13 protein-coding genes and 3 pseudogenes are annotated in these 15,554 nt (G+C 67.9%); 8 read left to right on the top strand and 8 right to left on the bottom strand.

What is annotated here, in order from left to right; translation table 11 throughout:
- Window positions 1-656 precede the first annotated feature (656 nt).
- Complete coding sequence (locus K9S39_RS11250; RefSeq protein ID WP_248863214.1) at window positions 657-2,168, top strand: SDR family oxidoreductase; 1,512 nt, start codon at window positions 657-659, stop codon at window positions 2,166-2,168.
- Window positions 2,169-2,919: 751 nt separating this feature from the next.
- Here K9S39_RS11250 and K9S39_RS11245 read toward each other — a convergent pair.
- Complete coding sequence (locus K9S39_RS11245; RefSeq protein WP_248863213.1) at window positions 2,920-3,927, bottom strand: MBL fold metallo-hydrolase; 1,008 nt, start codon at window positions 3,925-3,927, stop codon at window positions 2,920-2,922.
- Window positions 3,928-4,262: 335 nt separating this feature from the next.
- On the opposite strand from K9S39_RS11245, the pseudogene K9S39_RS11240 reads away from it, so the two are divergent.
- The 3 genes and pseudogenes from K9S39_RS11240 to K9S39_RS11230 all read left to right on the top strand — a co-directional run.
- A pseudogene (locus K9S39_RS11240) lies at window positions 4,263-4,582 on the top strand (short-chain dehydrogenase); the annotation flags it as partial.
- Window positions 4,583-4,884: 302 nt separating this feature from the next.
- On the top strand, window positions 4,885-5,247 hold the full coding sequence (locus tag K9S39_RS11235) for a hypothetical protein (RefSeq protein WP_248863212.1): 363 nt from the start codon (window positions 4,885-4,887) through the stop codon (window positions 5,245-5,247).
- A 91-nt stretch (window positions 5,248-5,338) separates the two neighbouring features.
- Window positions 5,339-5,906, top strand: a pseudogene (locus tag K9S39_RS11230) (class I SAM-dependent methyltransferase); the annotation flags it as partial.
- Window positions 5,907-6,268: 362 nt separating this feature from the next.
- Here the strand turns inward: K9S39_RS11230 and K9S39_RS11225 are convergent.
- Entirely contained in the window at window positions 6,269-6,808 is a 540-nt protein-coding gene (locus K9S39_RS11225) for a GNAT family N-acetyltransferase (RefSeq protein WP_248863211.1), read from the bottom strand.
- A gap of 79 nt (window positions 6,809-6,887) precedes the next feature.
- Window positions 6,888-7,115 (bottom strand): annotated as a pseudogene (locus tag K9S39_RS43350) (ATP-binding protein); the annotation flags it as partial.
- Window positions 7,116-7,205: 90 nt separating this feature from the next.
- Here K9S39_RS43350 and K9S39_RS11215 point away from each other — a divergent pair.
- The 4 genes from K9S39_RS11215 to K9S39_RS11200 all read left to right on the top strand — a co-directional run bounded on the left by K9S39_RS11215 (window position 7,206) and on the right by K9S39_RS11200 (window position 9,237).
- A complete protein-coding gene (locus K9S39_RS11215) occupies window positions 7,206-7,451 on the top strand; it encodes a hypothetical protein (protein ID WP_248869235.1) in 246 nt (81 codons plus the stop codon).
- A gap of 235 nt (window positions 7,452-7,686) precedes the next feature.
- Window positions 7,687-8,025, top strand: a complete 339-nt coding sequence (locus tag K9S39_RS11210) for a PadR family transcriptional regulator (RefSeq protein ID WP_248863210.1) — start codon at window positions 7,687-7,689, stop codon at window positions 8,023-8,025.
- Window positions 8,022-8,963, top strand: coding sequence for an HAAS signaling domain-containing protein (locus K9S39_RS11205; protein ID WP_248863209.1), 942 nt, complete (start codon window positions 8,022-8,024; stop codon window positions 8,961-8,963). The genes K9S39_RS11210 and K9S39_RS11205 overlap by 4 nt, the downstream gene beginning before the upstream one ends.
- Window positions 8,964-9,069: 106 nt before the next feature.
- Window positions 9,070-9,237 (top strand): hypothetical protein, encoded by a 168-nt coding sequence (locus tag K9S39_RS11200; protein ID WP_248863208.1) that lies wholly within the window; start codon window positions 9,070-9,072, stop codon window positions 9,235-9,237.
- A 1,203-nt stretch (window positions 9,238-10,440) separates the two neighbouring features.
- Here the strand turns inward: K9S39_RS11200 and K9S39_RS11195 are convergent.
- The 5 genes from K9S39_RS11195 to K9S39_RS42055 all read right to left on the bottom strand — a co-directional run bounded on the left by K9S39_RS11195 (window position 10,441) and on the right by K9S39_RS42055 (window position 15,536).
- A complete protein-coding gene (locus tag K9S39_RS11195) occupies window positions 10,441-11,382 on the bottom strand; it encodes a PLP-dependent cysteine synthase family protein (RefSeq protein WP_248863207.1) in 942 nt (313 codons plus the stop codon).
- Between the two features lie 211 nt (window positions 11,383-11,593).
- Window positions 11,594-13,099, bottom strand: coding sequence for a peptide ligase PGM1-related protein (locus K9S39_RS11190; RefSeq protein ID WP_248863206.1), 1,506 nt, complete (start codon window positions 13,097-13,099; stop codon window positions 11,594-11,596).
- Window positions 13,096-14,568: a class I SAM-dependent methyltransferase gene (locus K9S39_RS11185; RefSeq protein WP_248863205.1), complete on the bottom strand. Its 1,473-nt coding sequence runs from the start codon at window positions 14,566-14,568 to the stop codon at window positions 13,096-13,098. The genes K9S39_RS11190 and K9S39_RS11185 overlap by 4 nt, the downstream gene beginning before the upstream one ends.
- A gap of 322 nt (window positions 14,569-14,890) precedes the next feature.
- On the bottom strand, window positions 14,891-15,040 hold the full coding sequence (locus K9S39_RS11180; RefSeq protein WP_248863204.1) for a hypothetical protein: 150 nt from the start codon (window positions 15,038-15,040) through the stop codon (window positions 14,891-14,893).
- Window positions 15,041-15,410: 370 nt separating this feature from the next.
- Window positions 15,411-15,536 carry a hypothetical protein gene (locus K9S39_RS42055; protein ID WP_283112302.1) on the bottom strand — a complete coding sequence of 42 codons (126 nt, stop codon included), beginning with the start codon at window positions 15,534-15,536 and terminating at the stop codon, window positions 15,411-15,413.
- Between the last annotated feature and the right edge of the window lie 18 nt (window positions 15,537-15,554).

Here is a 15,554-nt window from a genome sequence, read left to right as displayed (position 1 = left end):
CGTGCACGAACGCGGACTGGAGCAGGTGCCGGGCGAGCATCGAGGTCTCGGCGTGCCCCTTGTCCGGGCCGGTCAGGACGCGTACTTGCCGTAGCGGATGACGATGTTCGCGCTGCTCCGGTTCTCCACGACCTGGAGGCCGCCGTGGATCTCCCGGCGCAGGTCAGGGCTGGAGAGGTAGTAGTTGCCCTACCTGGTGGAAGGCACCCGCCGCGTGGTGATGAGCCAGGAACGCCTGGCCCGGCAGGTCGCCCGCCCCGGGCGCATGCACGATCGGACCGCGGTCCGCACCGAGGGCATCGCCGAACGGCGCCGCCTGGACCCGGATATCGAAGCCGGGGTCGATACCGAGCTCGGCCCGTCCACACGACGACCTGTCGAATCGCCCACCAGCCGAACCTCCAGGCCAGCACGCCTGAACATCGATAGCCAGACCGGCCTAAGCCCGTGCGCCGACCCGCTGTCACCCTCCGGCCGGGATCGGCGAGGTTGCGGGGCTCGTCCTCGGCCCCAAGCATGGGCTCAGGAGAACAGCGACAGAGCCCCTCGGAGGGGCGCACGTCCCGGGAAGACATGAGAGCCATGACGTTTCTTGCGGCCCGGTCCGCCGGCCGTCGCCGGACAAAGAGCACCCGACCGGCACGAGTGCGATCGGCATGACCGACGACGACCGGCCGCTGCGCTGTCTGGTCACCGGCGCCACCGGTTACCTGGGCGGCAGGCTGGTGCCGGAGCTGCTGGCCGCCGGGTACTCGGTGCGCTGCCTGGCCCGCTTGCCCGGCAAGCTGCGGGACCATTCGTGGGCCGCGCAGGCGGAGGCCGTGCGCGGGGACGTGACGGACGAGAAGTCCGTGCGCGCGGCCATGGAGGGAATGGACGTCGCCTACTACCTGGTGCACGCGCTGGACACCGGGCGGGGTTTCGAGGAGACCGACCGGCGCGCGGCCAGGATCTTCGGTGAGCAGGCGCGTGCCGCCGGAATCCGGCGGATCGTCTACCTCGGCGGGCTGAGCCCTTCCGGAGTACCCGAGCACGCACTGTCACCCCATCTGCGGTCCCGCGCCGAAGTGGGCCGCATCCTCCTGGCCTCGGGCGTGCCGGTCGCCGTACTGCGGGCAGCCGTGATCATCGGTTCGGGTTCGGTCTCGTTCGAGATGCTGCGCCATCTGAGCGAGCGGCTTCCCGTGATGGTGACCCCGAGTTGGGTGCGCACCCGCATCCAGCCGATCGCCGTCCGCGACGTGCTCCGCCTCCTCGTGGGGTGCGCGCGGCTGCCGTACGACGTGAACCGAGCCTTCGACATCGGCGGGCCAGATGTTGTCACGTACCAGGAGATGATGCGGCGGTACGCCGCCATCGCGGAGCTGCCGAAGCGGGTCATCCTGCCCGTTCCGCTTCTCACCCCCCGGTTGTCCAGCCTCTGGGTCGGTCTGGTCACCCCGGTGCCGGGCGCTCTCGCGCGCCCGCTGGTCGAGTCACTGAAGCACGAGGTGGTCTGCGCCGAGCGGGACATCGTCCGTTACGTGCCGGACCCGCCGGAGGGCCCGGTCACCCTCGACCGGGCGATCCGGCTGGCTCTGAGGCGCGTGCAGGAGGCGGACGTGGCCACTAGGTGGTCCTCGGCCTCGACTCCCCGCGCCCCCAGCGACCCGCTGCCGACCGACCCCGACTGGGCGGGCGGGAGCCTCTACACGGATCACCGTGAGCGCACGGTCGCGGCGTCGCCGCAGGCGCTGTGGCGGGTGGTGGAGGCGATCGGCGGTGAGAACGGCTGGTACTCCTCGCCGCTGGCCTGGTCCCTGCGGGGCTGGCTGGACACCCTGGTGGGCGGTGTCGGCCTGAGCCGGGGCCGCCGGGACGCGACCCGGCTGCGGGTCGGCGACAGCTTGGACTTCTGGCGAGTGGAGGAGATCGAGCCGGGCCGCCTGCTCCGGCTGCGCGCGGAGATGCGGCTGCCTGGCCTGGCCTGGCTGGAGATGGCCGTCGACCGGGATCCACAGGGGCGCACGGTGTACCGGCAGCGGGCCCTGTTCCATCCGCACGGCCTGGCCGGGCACGCCTACTGGTGGGGCGTGGCCCCCTTCCACGCCGCGGTCTTCGGCGGCATGGCCCGCAACATCGCCACCGCGGCCGAATCGGCCGCCCCTGAATCGGCCCGTACCGACTGAGGGGCTCAAGGGAAGGGGGCGCGTCGGCTGGCTCCGGCGGGGGTTGCTGTGTTCGGGGATGGGCCTGGTGCGTGGTGTTCGACGCGGTCTTGCTGTGCTCCGGCTCGCCGTTCTCGATGGCGTGGGGAGGGCAGCGGTGACGATGCGGGTGCGGTGGCCGAAGTGCAGCAGAAGGCGGGGGGAAACGTTGCGCGGCAGACTAGGGTCGTGGCCTTCACGGGCACGGATGTACCGAGGCCACGGAGCGTGCTCCGTGGCGTTGTTCTGGTTGCGCATCAGTGGTGGGCTCTACGGCTCATTCGTGGCCGACACGCTACGTGCGGGCCAGCCTGTACTCAACGGTTTCTACGTGCGCATCACGGATGAAGCCCTCGCCGCTGTCAGCATGACACCGACCCTCAAGCGCCGCCTTCCCTGCGGCCGCCTGATGAAGTCGGCATCCGAGGAGAAGACCAAGGCACTCGGCGAGTCGGTAGCGCCGGAGGCCGCTGCGCGTCCATACGGGGGAGGGGACGAACACGCACGGGCCTTAGCCCGCGTATACCGGTGGGCAGTGGCCAACAAGACGCCACCTCGCAGGGCGATCGCGGCCCGCTGGGGAAGTCCGGGGCAACTGCGGGCCGGTGGATCGCCGAGGCGCGCAAGCTGGGCCCGCTCCCCCCACCGACAAGAAGACGACCGCGTGACCGGCCACTGACTGTCGGAGCTCGGGGCGGACCTGCCAGCGGAGTCACCACGAACATCATCGATGTCAGAGCTGGAATGGCTGGAGGTGGCGTGGGTCGAGGACGCGGCCCCGGTTGCCCATGATGTTCTGCAAGGTGGCGACGATCTCACGGTTGACGCCGTCGTGCACTTCCGGGTCGTCCAGGGCGGTCACCAGGTCGTCGTGGTGGGAGGGAACAACGATCCGCGGCCAGCCCAGCGTCTGGAGCACGCGCTCGAAGTAGTCGTGCACCGCCGCGTTGCCGCTCGCGCCGAGTACGAGCACGTCCGGTCTGGCCCCGGCGACTTCCCGCTCGGCGAAGTTGGCGGTGCCGCTGAGGAACATCACGCGCAGCCGGTCGCCCACGGTGACCTGGTAGCCCAACGAGCCGCCCTCGAACAGCTCTCCGAGCTTCGTTGGTTTCTCCGGTGGAGTGGTCAGGGTGCCGACGGGGGCGAAGCCGTAACCGCCCAGCTGGCTGTGCAGGCTGCGGAACACCTCGATGGTGTAGTCGGGGTGCGGCCGTTCGGGGCTGCGCAGCGGGTAGCGCAGGTGTTCGCCGCCGGTGACCAGTACCAGGTCGGACTCGTGCTCCGGTGGGATCCCCATCGCGCGAATGAGGTTCAGGTGCGTTTCGCCGCCGAGGACCCGGATCTGCTGGTCGGTCCATTGCGGATGGTTCAGCAGCGGTGGGATGTCGGCGAGGTGGTCCCAGTGCCCGTGGGTAACCAGGATGAACTCCGGTGCGCCACCCAGGTGTTCACTCAGGACCCAGTTGATGATCCGCGAGTTCACCTCCAGTGGGCGTTGCATGTCCATCGTGCCGTCGGGGCCCGCGTACTGCTGGCGTGTGAGGTACGGGTCGATGAGCAGCCGGTGTCCGTCGAAGACCATTTCCCAGCCGGCTACGCCGAGCCACCGCAGGTGTACCCCGCTGCGGCCGTCCGCTCCGGCCTGTGCCATGGTCTGTTCCGCGGCCTGTGCCGTCCCCGAGCGCGCCGCGGTGAGCGCGGCCGTACCGGCCAGTCCGGCGGCCGCGGTCGTCCGCAGCATGTTCCTTCGACTCACGCTGCTGGCAGGTTCGGCACACGATGCGGACATGGTTGGTTTCCTCCCCGTTGTCCTCGCTCCCCGTGGTGCCGACGGCTTCTGCGGGCCGTCTTGGTCAAATCCGGCGCAAAGTATCACGCGAACCGGTTCGTTCGATACGAGTGTGACGGACCGCTCATGCCATGCCCCGGGATACCACGCCCGCCAAGAAACGGATCCTCGCTGTCGCCGAGTTCGCCGAGTTCGCCGAGTTCGCCGATCAGTCGACCGGCTCGCCGGTGAGGTCGAACTGAACGCCGACCGCATTCCCCCGAGTTCGTAGGCGAACTGTTCGACTACTGCGCCGACCACTCGCCGGCGCTTCAGGTGCTGCTCGCCCGCGGGCGGGTGCGACGGTCTGCGTCACCGGCCGCACGGCTCGGGAACGGCGCTCGGAGTGCGACCGGCCCGAGACGATCGAGGAGACCGCGGAACTCGTCACCGCCGCGGGCGGAACCGGCATCGCGGTGCCGACCGACCACCCGGGGCCGAGCAGGTCCGTGCGCTGGCCGAGCGCATCGACGCCGAGCAGGGACGGCTCGACGTGCTGGTCAACGATGTCTGGGGCGGCGAGCGGCTGTTCGCGTTCGACACGCCGGTCTGGGAGCACGACCTCGAATCCCGGAGTCCCGTGGCGGGATCTACCGGCGCGTTTCGGTAAGTGGAAGACCGTGTACGAGGCGACCCCACACGAGTTCCCGTGGATCGTCGACGTGCGCCGCTGACACCTGCCCCGGGGTGCGTGACCGGCATGATCCGTCGGACAGGCCCTAGGGTGCTTGGTCATGTACATTCCGTCCAACGCACTCAGCGGCCCCCGTAGTCGACGCCTCATCGTGGGAGGGACGCTGACCCTTCATGGCTCTGATGGGGGTGGTGTTTTCCATCGTGGCTGCGAGCAGCGCAGACCGCCCTCTGCCAATGATCGCCTTCGCCGCACTTGCGCTTTCGACCTTCGTGGTCGCCTGGTGGTGCGCCCGCTTCTGGTACGCAGCTCTCCGGGAGACCCTTGAGCCCAACTGGTGGCCATGGCTCCTGCCTCCCATCACACTCATCGTGATCTTCATCGTCTCCGGCATTGGCGCGCTGCGGGACGGGAATGAGGTGGGGGGTATCGGCATGCTGGTGATGGCCGGTCTGCTCTTCCTCCCGTTTGCTGGGGGTCTCGTAGCGGGCCTGGTTGCTCTTCTCAAGCACCGCTCCCGCAGGCGGCACGAACCTGCCGCGGTCCAGAACGCCCCCGAGCCGCAACGGCCGTACCGGGCCTGGGGATCGATCGACTGAGGAGTCGAGGGCGGGCGACGGCCGACTCGACTAGGTTGTGCCCGGCGGATCATGTGAACACCAGGCTGCGACGATGGACCGAGTAACCGACATGCCCGAGACTCTCGCCCAGCGTGCAGATCCGGCCCAGGCGGATGACTACGACAGCTTCGCGGAGGCGTACGCGGCGGACAACGAGAACAACCTCCTGAACACGTACTACGAGCGGCCCGCGATGATAGCCCTCGCCGGAGACGTGGCCGGCCGCCGATACTGGACGCCGGCTGCGGCTCGGGACGCCTGTCCGCTGCATTACGCGACCGCGGTGCCGACGTCACCGGCATTGACGCCAGCGCCGGGATGCTGGCGTTGGCCAGGCGGCGGCTCGGTGCCGACGCGGCCCTGCACGTGGTCGACCTGAGCGACCCCCCTCCCGTTCGCCGACGGTGCGTTCGACGACGTGGTCGCGTCGCTGGTGCTGCACTACCTGGAGGCTGGTGCTGCACTGCCTGGAGGACTGGGGCCCGACGCTGGCCGAGATGCGGCGCGTGCTCAGGCCCGGCGGCCGACTGATCGTGTCAGTGCAGCACCCTTTCGTGGACTACGCGATCCAGGACCCTCGGCCCGACTACTCCGCGATCACCAGCTATACCTGCGAGTTCACGTTCAGCGGGCAGTCCCGGGCGCTGACGGCGTAGGGCGCAGTGGTGAGGACAGCAGGCTCGCCGTCCTGAGCCAGGCGGTGGTGTGATCCATCCAGCTGCTGTCAGAGGTGCTGTTGGCATTGCCGTAGTGGGCGCATTGGCGGGTCTGGCTGGCGCAGCGTCGGCTCGCGCGCCGGCCGAGCCACAGAGGGCAGCGTCCAACGTCGCTGGCCTTCAGGCCGTGGGTCTCGGCCCATTCGACGCAGTCCGGGTCACCGCGGAAGTGGTAGCAGTCGGTGTCGACGTCGGCGATATTCCCCACGCCCATGTCGGCGTAATTCCCCAGGTGCTCGCCTGATGCTGGGGCTTCTCCGGTTCTCTGTGAGACGGCTTGTCGGCTATCGCGGCTGTGCGTCCGTCGCGAGTCGTGCGTGCATCTCGACGTCGTAGCGGACGCCGTCGTAGGCGAGTTTTTGCCGTTGCAGTCCTTCGGGTGCGAAGCCTGCAGCGAGGGCGACCCGGCAGGAAGCAGGGTTGTTGGTGCGGTGTCCCAGTTCCAGCCGGAAGAGTCCCAGGTCGGCGAAGCACCAATTGGCCACCGCCCGGCAGCCGTGGGATGCCACGCCCCTGCCGCGGGCGGCGGCAGTGGTCCAGTAGGAGACCCATCCGGTGGCGTGCTGGGGGTTGAGGTCGCCGACCGCGATACCGCCCAACGCGACGTTGGTGCTGTCGGTGACGGCGAAGCCGTAGGCCACCTCTTGGTGCCACTGGTTCTGCCGCTGCTGGACCCATTGCTCGGCGTCTGCGGCTGTGGTGATGGCTGCGTCGGCTTGCCGCTCCATCACCGGTTCTGCGAACGCCTCCAGCACGACGGGGACATCAGATGACTCCCACGGACGTAAACGCAGCCCGGTCGGCAACCACATTCGATCACGCATCCGTGGATTGTCCCTGCGACCTCGGGAGAACGCCACTGCATTGGTGCACGCACCACCGGGTGCGATGAGCCTCGGTGACCTACTTGGCCGTGGTCTTGTCGGTGTGGTTCTTGGGCCGTTTGTTCGGCCGGTAGCTGGGGCCGCTCATGATGACCTGGTGGCTGGTGTTGATCAGCCGGTCGAGGAGGGATTCGGCAACAACGGGGTTGGGGAAGAGCGGATACCAGTCGCTGGGCGCCCGGTTGCTTGTGATGATCAAGGACCGGCCCTGCCGCTCGCTGACCAGCTCGTAGAGGTCGTCGGCCTGACCCCAACGGCATGGGCGCGATGTTCTTCGCCGTGCTCGCCGTCGCCGCCTGGCTCGACCGCAACTGCACAGGCCCTCGACGGCGACACTGTGCTGGACGACCTGGCCCGCCAGGCCGAGGACGCCTCCGACGACGTGGTGGCCAACTGCTCGCACAGGCCGGAACGGAGACACCCGGTGAACCCCATGCCGCCCCACCGCTGGAAGGGACCCGGCGTCCTCGGCGCCACCGGACCTGGAGAACACGGGCCCTTCGGCCCCTGGCCCGGCCCCGCGGATCCCGAAGAGGACAACACGCCGACCCGGGCACAGCGCCCCGAGCGCTCTTTGGAGTAGGGGAATCCCAGCAAGATCAATCTCGCCGGGATTTCCTGTTGCTCAACTACTCACACCCGGAGACCCCCGCGAGTTCGCGAAAACTGAAGGGTTCTCAACGGGAACCCGAGGGTCCGATGCCCTGATGTTAGGGGGTGGGCCCGTGGTTTCGCGGTGAAGTCGCGGGGGCGGTCTCCAGCACCTCCCAATACTGTGGGGGTGACATTGGTGTGCGACACACAGTATCGTGTCCTGTGTGGGCACCGATGAACTGATCCTCAGTCAGGCCCAGGAGCTACGCCGCGGCACAGTCGTCCTGGCCTGCCTGGCGCTCCTGGAGGAGCCGCAGTACGGCTACGCGCTCCTGGAAACGCTCGGCGATGCCGGGATTACCGTCGACGGCAACACCCTCTATCCGCTGTTGCGCCGCCTGGAGAAGCAGGGGTTGCTCATCAGTGAGTGGAACACCGACGAGTCCAGGCCGCGCAAGTTCTACCGGGTCAGCCCCGAGGGCGCTCGGGTCCGCACCGGACTGCTGCGCGAGTGGCAGGACCTCGGCGCCGCGATATCACGACTGACCAAGGGGGACCGTTGAGTAAGTCGCATGCGTCCGACACCGGCACGCCGACCGCCCGTTACGTGGCGGAGGTCGTCCGGCGTATCCCGGCCGACCAGCGCGGCGACGTGGCCGACGAGCTGCGTGCCACGATCGCCGACACCGTCGAGGCCCGCGGCCCGGCCGGCCCGGAGGCCGCCGAGCGCGAGGTGCTCACGGAGATGGGCGACCCGATCCGGCTCGCCGCCCGGTACGCGGACCGGCCGCTCGCACTGATCGGGCCCGGGCTCTACCCGACGTACGTACGACTCCTCACGGTCCTGTTGTCCACCGTGCTGCCGGTGGTCACCGCCGTGACCGCGGTGCTCGACGTCCTGGACGGCCAGGGGGTCGGCGAGGTGATCGCCGGAGCCGTCGCTGTGGTGCTCTCCGCCGGCGCCCAGATGATCGCCTGGCTCACCGTGGTGTTCGCCCTGATCGAGCGGGCCGGCGCCGTCGGCGGAACCTGGACGCCCGACGACCTGCCCGACCGCCGCGTGCCGAAGGAGCGCGACGCGGCGGCCTACGCCGCGGTGGCGTGGCACGCGCTGCTGATCGCCCTGATCGTCTGGCAGCACACCGCGCAGCCGTACCGGACCGACGGCGGCACACGCCTCGACGTGCTCAACCCGGGCCTGTGGTCGGGCTGGATCTGGCCGATCCTGGCCGGGCTCGTCGGCCTCGTGACGCTCGACGCGATCCGGGCGGTGCGGGTGTGGACGCGTTCGCTGGCGGTCTGGAGCGCCGTCGCCCAGGCAGTCCTCACGCTGCCGCTGGCGTGGGTCCTGTATCGGCAGGAGTTCTTCAACCCGGCCTTCCTGTCCGAGGTCAACGGTGGCTGGCAGACTCCGGACTCCTTCTGCACCGTGGCGGTGGTGGGAATCCTGGCGGTGGGCGCGGGCGCGGTGGTGAAGCGGTTCCGCGAGGCGCGGGACTGAGTCCGCGGAACTGAGTCCACCCGGTCGAGCCGGGCGGGGTGCTCCAGTGGGGCCCCCTGCGGTCGCGATCCGGCACTCTGCCGCAAAAGCGAAGAGGGGACGGCGCGTGACCGACCGCCTGTACTCGCGGCACTCCAGCGACAAGCAGACCAACTCCTGCGAACTCCATGCCCTGGACGGCCTGCTCAAGCCCGGCACACCCAAGTACGTGACCGGCCACTTCGTCCCGCGTCTACGCGATCGATCGGGCCGGGATCCGCGCGCTGCTCGATGACGGCGGTGAGAGCCTTGGTGCATGAATCTTCGCTCTGAAGCGGGTGACCGGTCGCTGCTCCTTGGACCGGTGCGCTGGTCAGCGTCGATCGACGCGGGAACCGTCATGGCGAGCACGCCGTCGTGGACGTGCGGGAGGTGCCCGTTCAGGCGCAGGGTGACACGTCGGTTCGCGAGTTCGTACCCGATGGTCACGGCGATGCCTCTCGGACGAGCGATGCCGACACGCTGTACCGCCATCCCTGTAAGCAGGGCTCACAGAAGCGCACGATGTGCGTGTTCGTCGATTGCGTCGACTCCACTTTCCTTGGACAGAACATGGGCCAGAAGGACATCATCACGGCCTACTGGACCAACGGGCAGAAGGGCCCGAACGGACGCGACTCATGTCTGGAGAAGGACGACTGGGGGGTTCTGCTGCTTCCCGGCGTTTCGTGCCCGGGGACCGGGTCACGCCGCGGGAGGCGACAGACCGTCCGGAGGACCCGGTCGGCACGGTCGTGGTGCGGGTGTCGACCGGTGAGCTCCTGGTGACCTTCCCCTCTGGCGCGTTCTTCCCGACACCTTGGAGAAGCGCGTTGCTGGGTGGCTGGGGCAGCCGCACACGCGAGGCCCGCAGTGGTGGACAAAGGACCTGCACCTGTCCGGGCTTCACCATCCCCCTGCCCCGGCGACCCGGTCGTCCGCGAACGCTTCCCGCTCGCCGACCTCGGCCTTGACTCCGACGGCGTGACCGCTCCCGCCCGCCATAAAAGAGCGCCTGGCCGAAGAGCCCGCCCGCATCCAGCGGGACGCCGACCAAGCCCGGCGCCGGCACGAACAGGCCGAGCGGTGGCGGCGCGAACAGGCCGAGCGGTGGCGGCGCGAAGCCGCCACCCGACAGGCCCGGCGCCGCCACGAGCACGCCCCGCCACCCATGCGGCGGGTGCCCCGGCAAGGGGGCCAGCCGGTCTGCGAGGTCTGCCACCACCCGCTCGCCGAAGCCCTGGCACGCTACGGATGACATCTTGTGCTGAACGGTGCATCGTCGCCGCCGTCTACCTCTACGCCCGCGCCACCGGCCTGGAACGCCTGCAAAACCGCATCACGGTTCGGCGGCGTCGGCGGCATCGCCCTCACACTCCACGAAATCCCATGAGCAAATCGGACGAACGCGACTCTCCCCGGGGCCCTGCGGCCGCCCCCTGAGTCGGTCCAGCTGTTTTCAAGAGTCGGTCCAGAGATCCGTCGACAGGTATTTAAGCCCAGAATCACAGATCACCACCGCGATGGTCATTCCCAGCATTTCCCCTTCCAACAACTTAAGGGCAGCTGCAACGTTTGCACCGGACGAGAACCCGCCGAAAATTCCCTCCCTGGTCGCGAGGTTGCGCGCAGCAGCCTTGGCCTCGCCCCCGGTAACCTGAACAAACCCGTCGATGGGTATGCCGCGCAAGAAGGCCAGGTCGCCCATGGCATAGCCGCCGCCCTGGATCGGGTGATCAGGGCTCGTCACGGGCTGGCCTGCCAGGATCGCAGCACCTGAGGGTTCAACCGCGTAGCACCGAATGCTGGGATCATGCTCCTTGAGCGCCCTCGTCACGCCGGCGTACGTCCCCCCGGAGCCGATAAAGTCCGCGAATCCACTGATGTCGCCCCCGCTCTGCCCCCACAGCTCCTGACCAGTCCCCTTGTAGTGAGCGATCCAATTGCCGTCACGCTCGAACTGATCGGCCCGGAAAGCCGCACGCTCCCGAGTGATCTCGCGAGTCGTGATTTCGACGAGTTCGATGTCTCCACCCGAGACCTGCCCCGGAATGGAGTTCGGCAGCTGATCGACCAGGACCACCTCGGCCCCGAGTGCCGCCATCATGTCCGCCCGCTCCTGCGAGTTTCCCTTTGACATGACTGCAATGAATGGATAGCCCTTAATGCCGCATACAATCGCAAGCCCGGTACCCATATTTCCACTGGTGAGCTCGACCACAGGTTGCCCTGGCTTGAGTTGGCCCGACCGCTCTGCTTCCTCGATGATCCACTTGGCCGCGCGATCTTTTTTGGATAGACCTGGATTGAGGTAATCCAGCTTTGCCAAAATCGCCCCGTTCATCCCCTCTGTGATCCGGTCAAGCCGCACTAGGGGCGTGGAGCCGATGGCTTCGATCACGGACGGAAGAATATTCATTATTACACGCTTCCCTGGTAGCAGGGGCCGCCCGAAGGAGGCGCCTACGCCATTTTTCCAACCTCCCTGTACCTAAATTAGCACCAGCGGGCGCCAGATCCTGTGCGGCGTTTTCGTCGAGCACGGTCTGGTGCGGCCGCCCCCACACCCCCGGGGCCGGATCAACGGCCAACTCGCCACGTAGTGGCCGGCCTTATCCGATCAGGACGCCGTTCGATGCCTGCGGCTCTGCAAGGCCGTTGACGAGTTCACGAAGACTCCGCATCAGGGCTCTCGCCTCCGCCTGATTTTCGCCGATGCATACCGCGCCGAATTTCCCGTACCTGACTACGGCGCTCATCATGTGCAGCACGACTCCCTTTTTACGTGTGGGGTCGTAACCGAGGCGAGATCCGGCGACCGCGCGGATCAATTGGGTCGGGCGCAGTCCTACATAGCGGGGGTCCATGATGCTGTCCGACGCCTCGTAGGCACGCTCCGAACCATCGATGAGCAACCGTCCGTCTTCCGTGGCGGAAACCCCGAGCAGCCCCGTGACCGTGGTGAAGGCGTGCTTGGTGCCCGTGGCGCGGAGATTGAGTTCGCATCCCAGGAGCCGCCATCCGGCAGAGGTGCGCATCGCCAGAAAGTCGACTCCGTAGTCGCCACTGTCGACGCCCTGCTCCAGCAGGGCCCGGCCGATCCGTAGCCCGTAGTCGATGAGCGTCCGCCGGTATTCGACGCTCGCCGGGAAGAAGCACCCGGTATAGGTCTGACTGTGGGCGCTGAGCACTTGGTCATGGGTCGAGACCGCCTCGACCCCGCCCTCGTCTGTGAGCCTGCCCTGGAAGCTGGGGCTGCGGGCCGCACCGCCCTCGACCCATTCCTCCGCGATGGCACCGGACTCTTCGATCATCCCGGCGAAGTCGTTCCAGGTGATTTTGGTGTCCACCAAGGTGGCCTGCGGCAGCGCGGCAAGGACCTGCTCGGCCAGGGCGGCATCGTCGTGCGTCCCGGGAGGAACGAGGTCACCGAGATCCAGCAACGCATTGCCGAGGCCGCCCCCGTACGCGGTGCTGTTGAGCTTGATCACTACGGTGCGATGCCCCGACAGCCTCATCCGGGCCACTTCTTCGGCGAGTTCGGTGGTGTTGCGGCACGGCCCGGTGCCCGCGGGGACATCGATGCCGACGCTGGTGAAGAGTTGGCGTCCGGCGTGCTTGGTACCCAGGGGGATGTGGGGTGAGCGCGACTGGTTACCCGGCACTCCCAGGGCCTGGGCGAAGCGCTCCAGCGGCTTGGACGGTTCGAAGTAACTCAGCCGGACATCCGCGCCGTTGCGCCGCTCTCTGTCCACGAACTCGCGGATCACCTCGCGAACCTGTGCAGCCTGCGGGTTTTCGGGGTCGAGAACCTTCTCACTCAGCCAGCGGGAGGTGGCATCATCCAGACTCACCATGTGGACCCGGGCCCTGCCGCTGTCGTGGCCACCGCCCGGCAGCCCGAGGTAGTAGTCCACTTGCTGGTCGGCTTCGAGCATCGGCGGCGCCGTGACATAGAGGAGACGCCCGCCGGCTCGGCACACCGTGTTGATGATCGCCGAGCCCACCAGACGCTCCGGAAAGAGTGTCGCGCCGATCAGTCGCTCCAGGAGCTGTGGGCTGCATTCCCGGCTCTCGATGGAGACTTGAGCGGGATAGCCGTTTGGCTCTGCCGTCATGACGGCCCGGTGGCGGCGTCAGACGAGCACCCGTTGCGCAGCGCGACGACATGCGTGCCCGCGTCGAGATCGCTGGTCCCCAAGGTTGCGTGCACGCGCTTGTGCGCGATGACCTCCAGCCCTTCGTCCTCGGCGAGGGCCAGGAAGTTCTCCGGGTAGGTCTTGCGCTCGACGTCGTAATCGATGCCGGCCACCAGGGCTTCGAGCTCCAGCACCGTGAACCGCACGCGATGCCATGGACTGTCGTCGCCACGGTAGAAGACCCGGTCACGGCGCACTTCGTCGAGGAGTTCGTGCAGAGCTCCCGGCGCTCGTCGGTCGACGTCGCGGATGGCCCGCAGCCTGCGTTGCTCTGCCGGCGGAAGGTCCTCTTCACAGATATGGGCGAGCGTCTGCTCGATGTAAGCGAGATGATGGTCCGCGATGATCCGCGATCGCTCATCGGCGGACGTGAATTTCCCGATCATCTCATCGGCAACGATGATCAGACCGCCCTGCGCGGTGTGTCGCTTCATACCGCGCAGAAACATGCGGGTATCCAGATGGTGCGAGGCTCCCACGGACACGGTGAGAGGGTAGTCGTCCCGCCCGGAGAATTGGACGATGCCGCTGTTGTGTGCGGTGATGCGGTGCCGTGAGGTGTTCCGTAGCAAGTGCGGGAATGCCGCCGCGCTGGGTTCCACCGCGTCGATATCGGCGTCGGGGAACATCTCGGCGAGCATGACCGTCGGCAGACCGGGCCCGCTGCCCACATCGAGGATGGAATCAGCCCGCTGCCGGGAATGCGTACGCACCATGCGGCCGAGTTCCACCATTTGCACCGCATACGCGGGGTGAGTGGCCTCGAAGAGCGCGTACTCGTCGACGCTGATCCGTGATTCCCAGGTCTCGGTGAATCTGCCGTCCACAGGCCGCACGCTGGTGGCCGCAGGGCCGTTGGGCTCAAGATGTGGTTCGTGGTCGCGCACGAACTGCGGAACCGCTGGTATTCCCATGCGGTTGAGCACGTCGGAGGCCAAGGTCGCGACCAGCCAGCTGTCGTGCTTCAACAATCCCTCGATACGGCCGGGCTCCTCGGTCGACACCCCGGACACAAGCTCCATCAACCGGTCGGCCTGCCGCCAGACTTCGGCCGCGCCGTCAGAAGGCAGTACCTTGTGATCGTGGTCCGCCAGAACCGGCGGGCCCATGCGGTGACCGCATACGAGGACGGTACCCGCCAGCCACTCCACCGTCACGATCGCTCGCGCCACCCATATATCGATGCCGGTCGCCCGGCAGGAGTACGGCGCCTCGGTACAGTCCGCGTAATGCATGATGCGCTCGTTCAATTCATTCCAGGGCACCTCGGCCACCAGGGAAAGCACTCGGCTGGGCAAGCCGTTCTGGCACTCCTGGACCACTTTGGCGACGACGTCTTCGATGCGTTCGGTCGAATCGATCGCCGACATAGGACGCAAGGTATCCATCGTGACTCCTTGTGGCAGCACCGGCGCAACGAGGTGACGGCACGGCGCACGTTTCGGCACCGGCCCGAAGCCTTATGCGTATCCGATTCATCCGCTTCTCGACGGTAGCCGCTCTCGCCAGGGGCGGCCACGCGTGGAATCCCCCCTTCGTCTCCCGTCTGTCGCCGCCTTCGCGGATTACGCCATTGGGGGGGACTTCGTCCCCTTGTCCCTCCGGCGCTGGGGCCGATACGGATCTAGGTGAGTCGGCGGCGGGAATCTCACCGCCGCCGCTCGCAGAACCGTCCGGCGAGCTTGGGCGCGGCTGGTCGCCGAGCTCGTATCACCCGGCAACAACACCATGGACCGCAAGCTCAAGCCCCTGCCGTACGCGGAGGCTGCGGTCCCGCACGGACGGCAGGCCCTGGGAAAAAGGACGGGCGACCATGTTGATGTTGAACGTGTGGGCCTCCAGACCGCCCGCGATGCCCATGAAGAGCAGCGAGAGAGGCCATCTAGGTGCATCCAGGTGTGCTGTCCCGACAGGCTGCTGGCGGGGCTGGACACGGACTGCTGCGCCTGGCCGCGCCGCCCCGACGGCTGGCCGGACAAGCATCATCGAAAGGGGTACGAGTCCGGGCCCTTAGTGGCATGGTGGAAGCGCCGAGAGTGATCGCGCCGGGGGGGCTTATGGGGCTGTTGGGCAGATGGGCGGTCGCGGCCGTGGCGACGGTGGCCGCGTTCGCCAGTGGCACCTGGATCTGTGGGGCGTTACTGCGCTCCGTGATGGAGGACCCGGCCGTGCGGTGGGCCGTGGCCTGCGGGGTGGGGGCGGCTCTGTCCGCCCTGGCGGCCATGTGGGGTCACGGGTTCGCCACCTGCGGCACCCCACCCGCCACAGGCCGGCCCGGCGCGGACCTGGCGTCGGCGACCGCCTCGGGAGCGGGCTCGGTGGCCATCGGCGGCTGCAACAGGGGTGACATCTCCACCAGTGCGGCATCTCCCGG

The sequence above is a fragment of the Streptomyces halobius genome, from assembly GCF_023277745.1.
In the GTDB taxonomy this organism is placed as follows: Bacteria; Actinomycetota; Actinomycetes; order Streptomycetales; family Streptomycetaceae; genus Streptomyces; species Streptomyces halobius.
The sequence above is the reverse complement of the archived record's forward strand: the minus strand, read 5'-3'. Positions and strand labels throughout refer to the sequence as shown.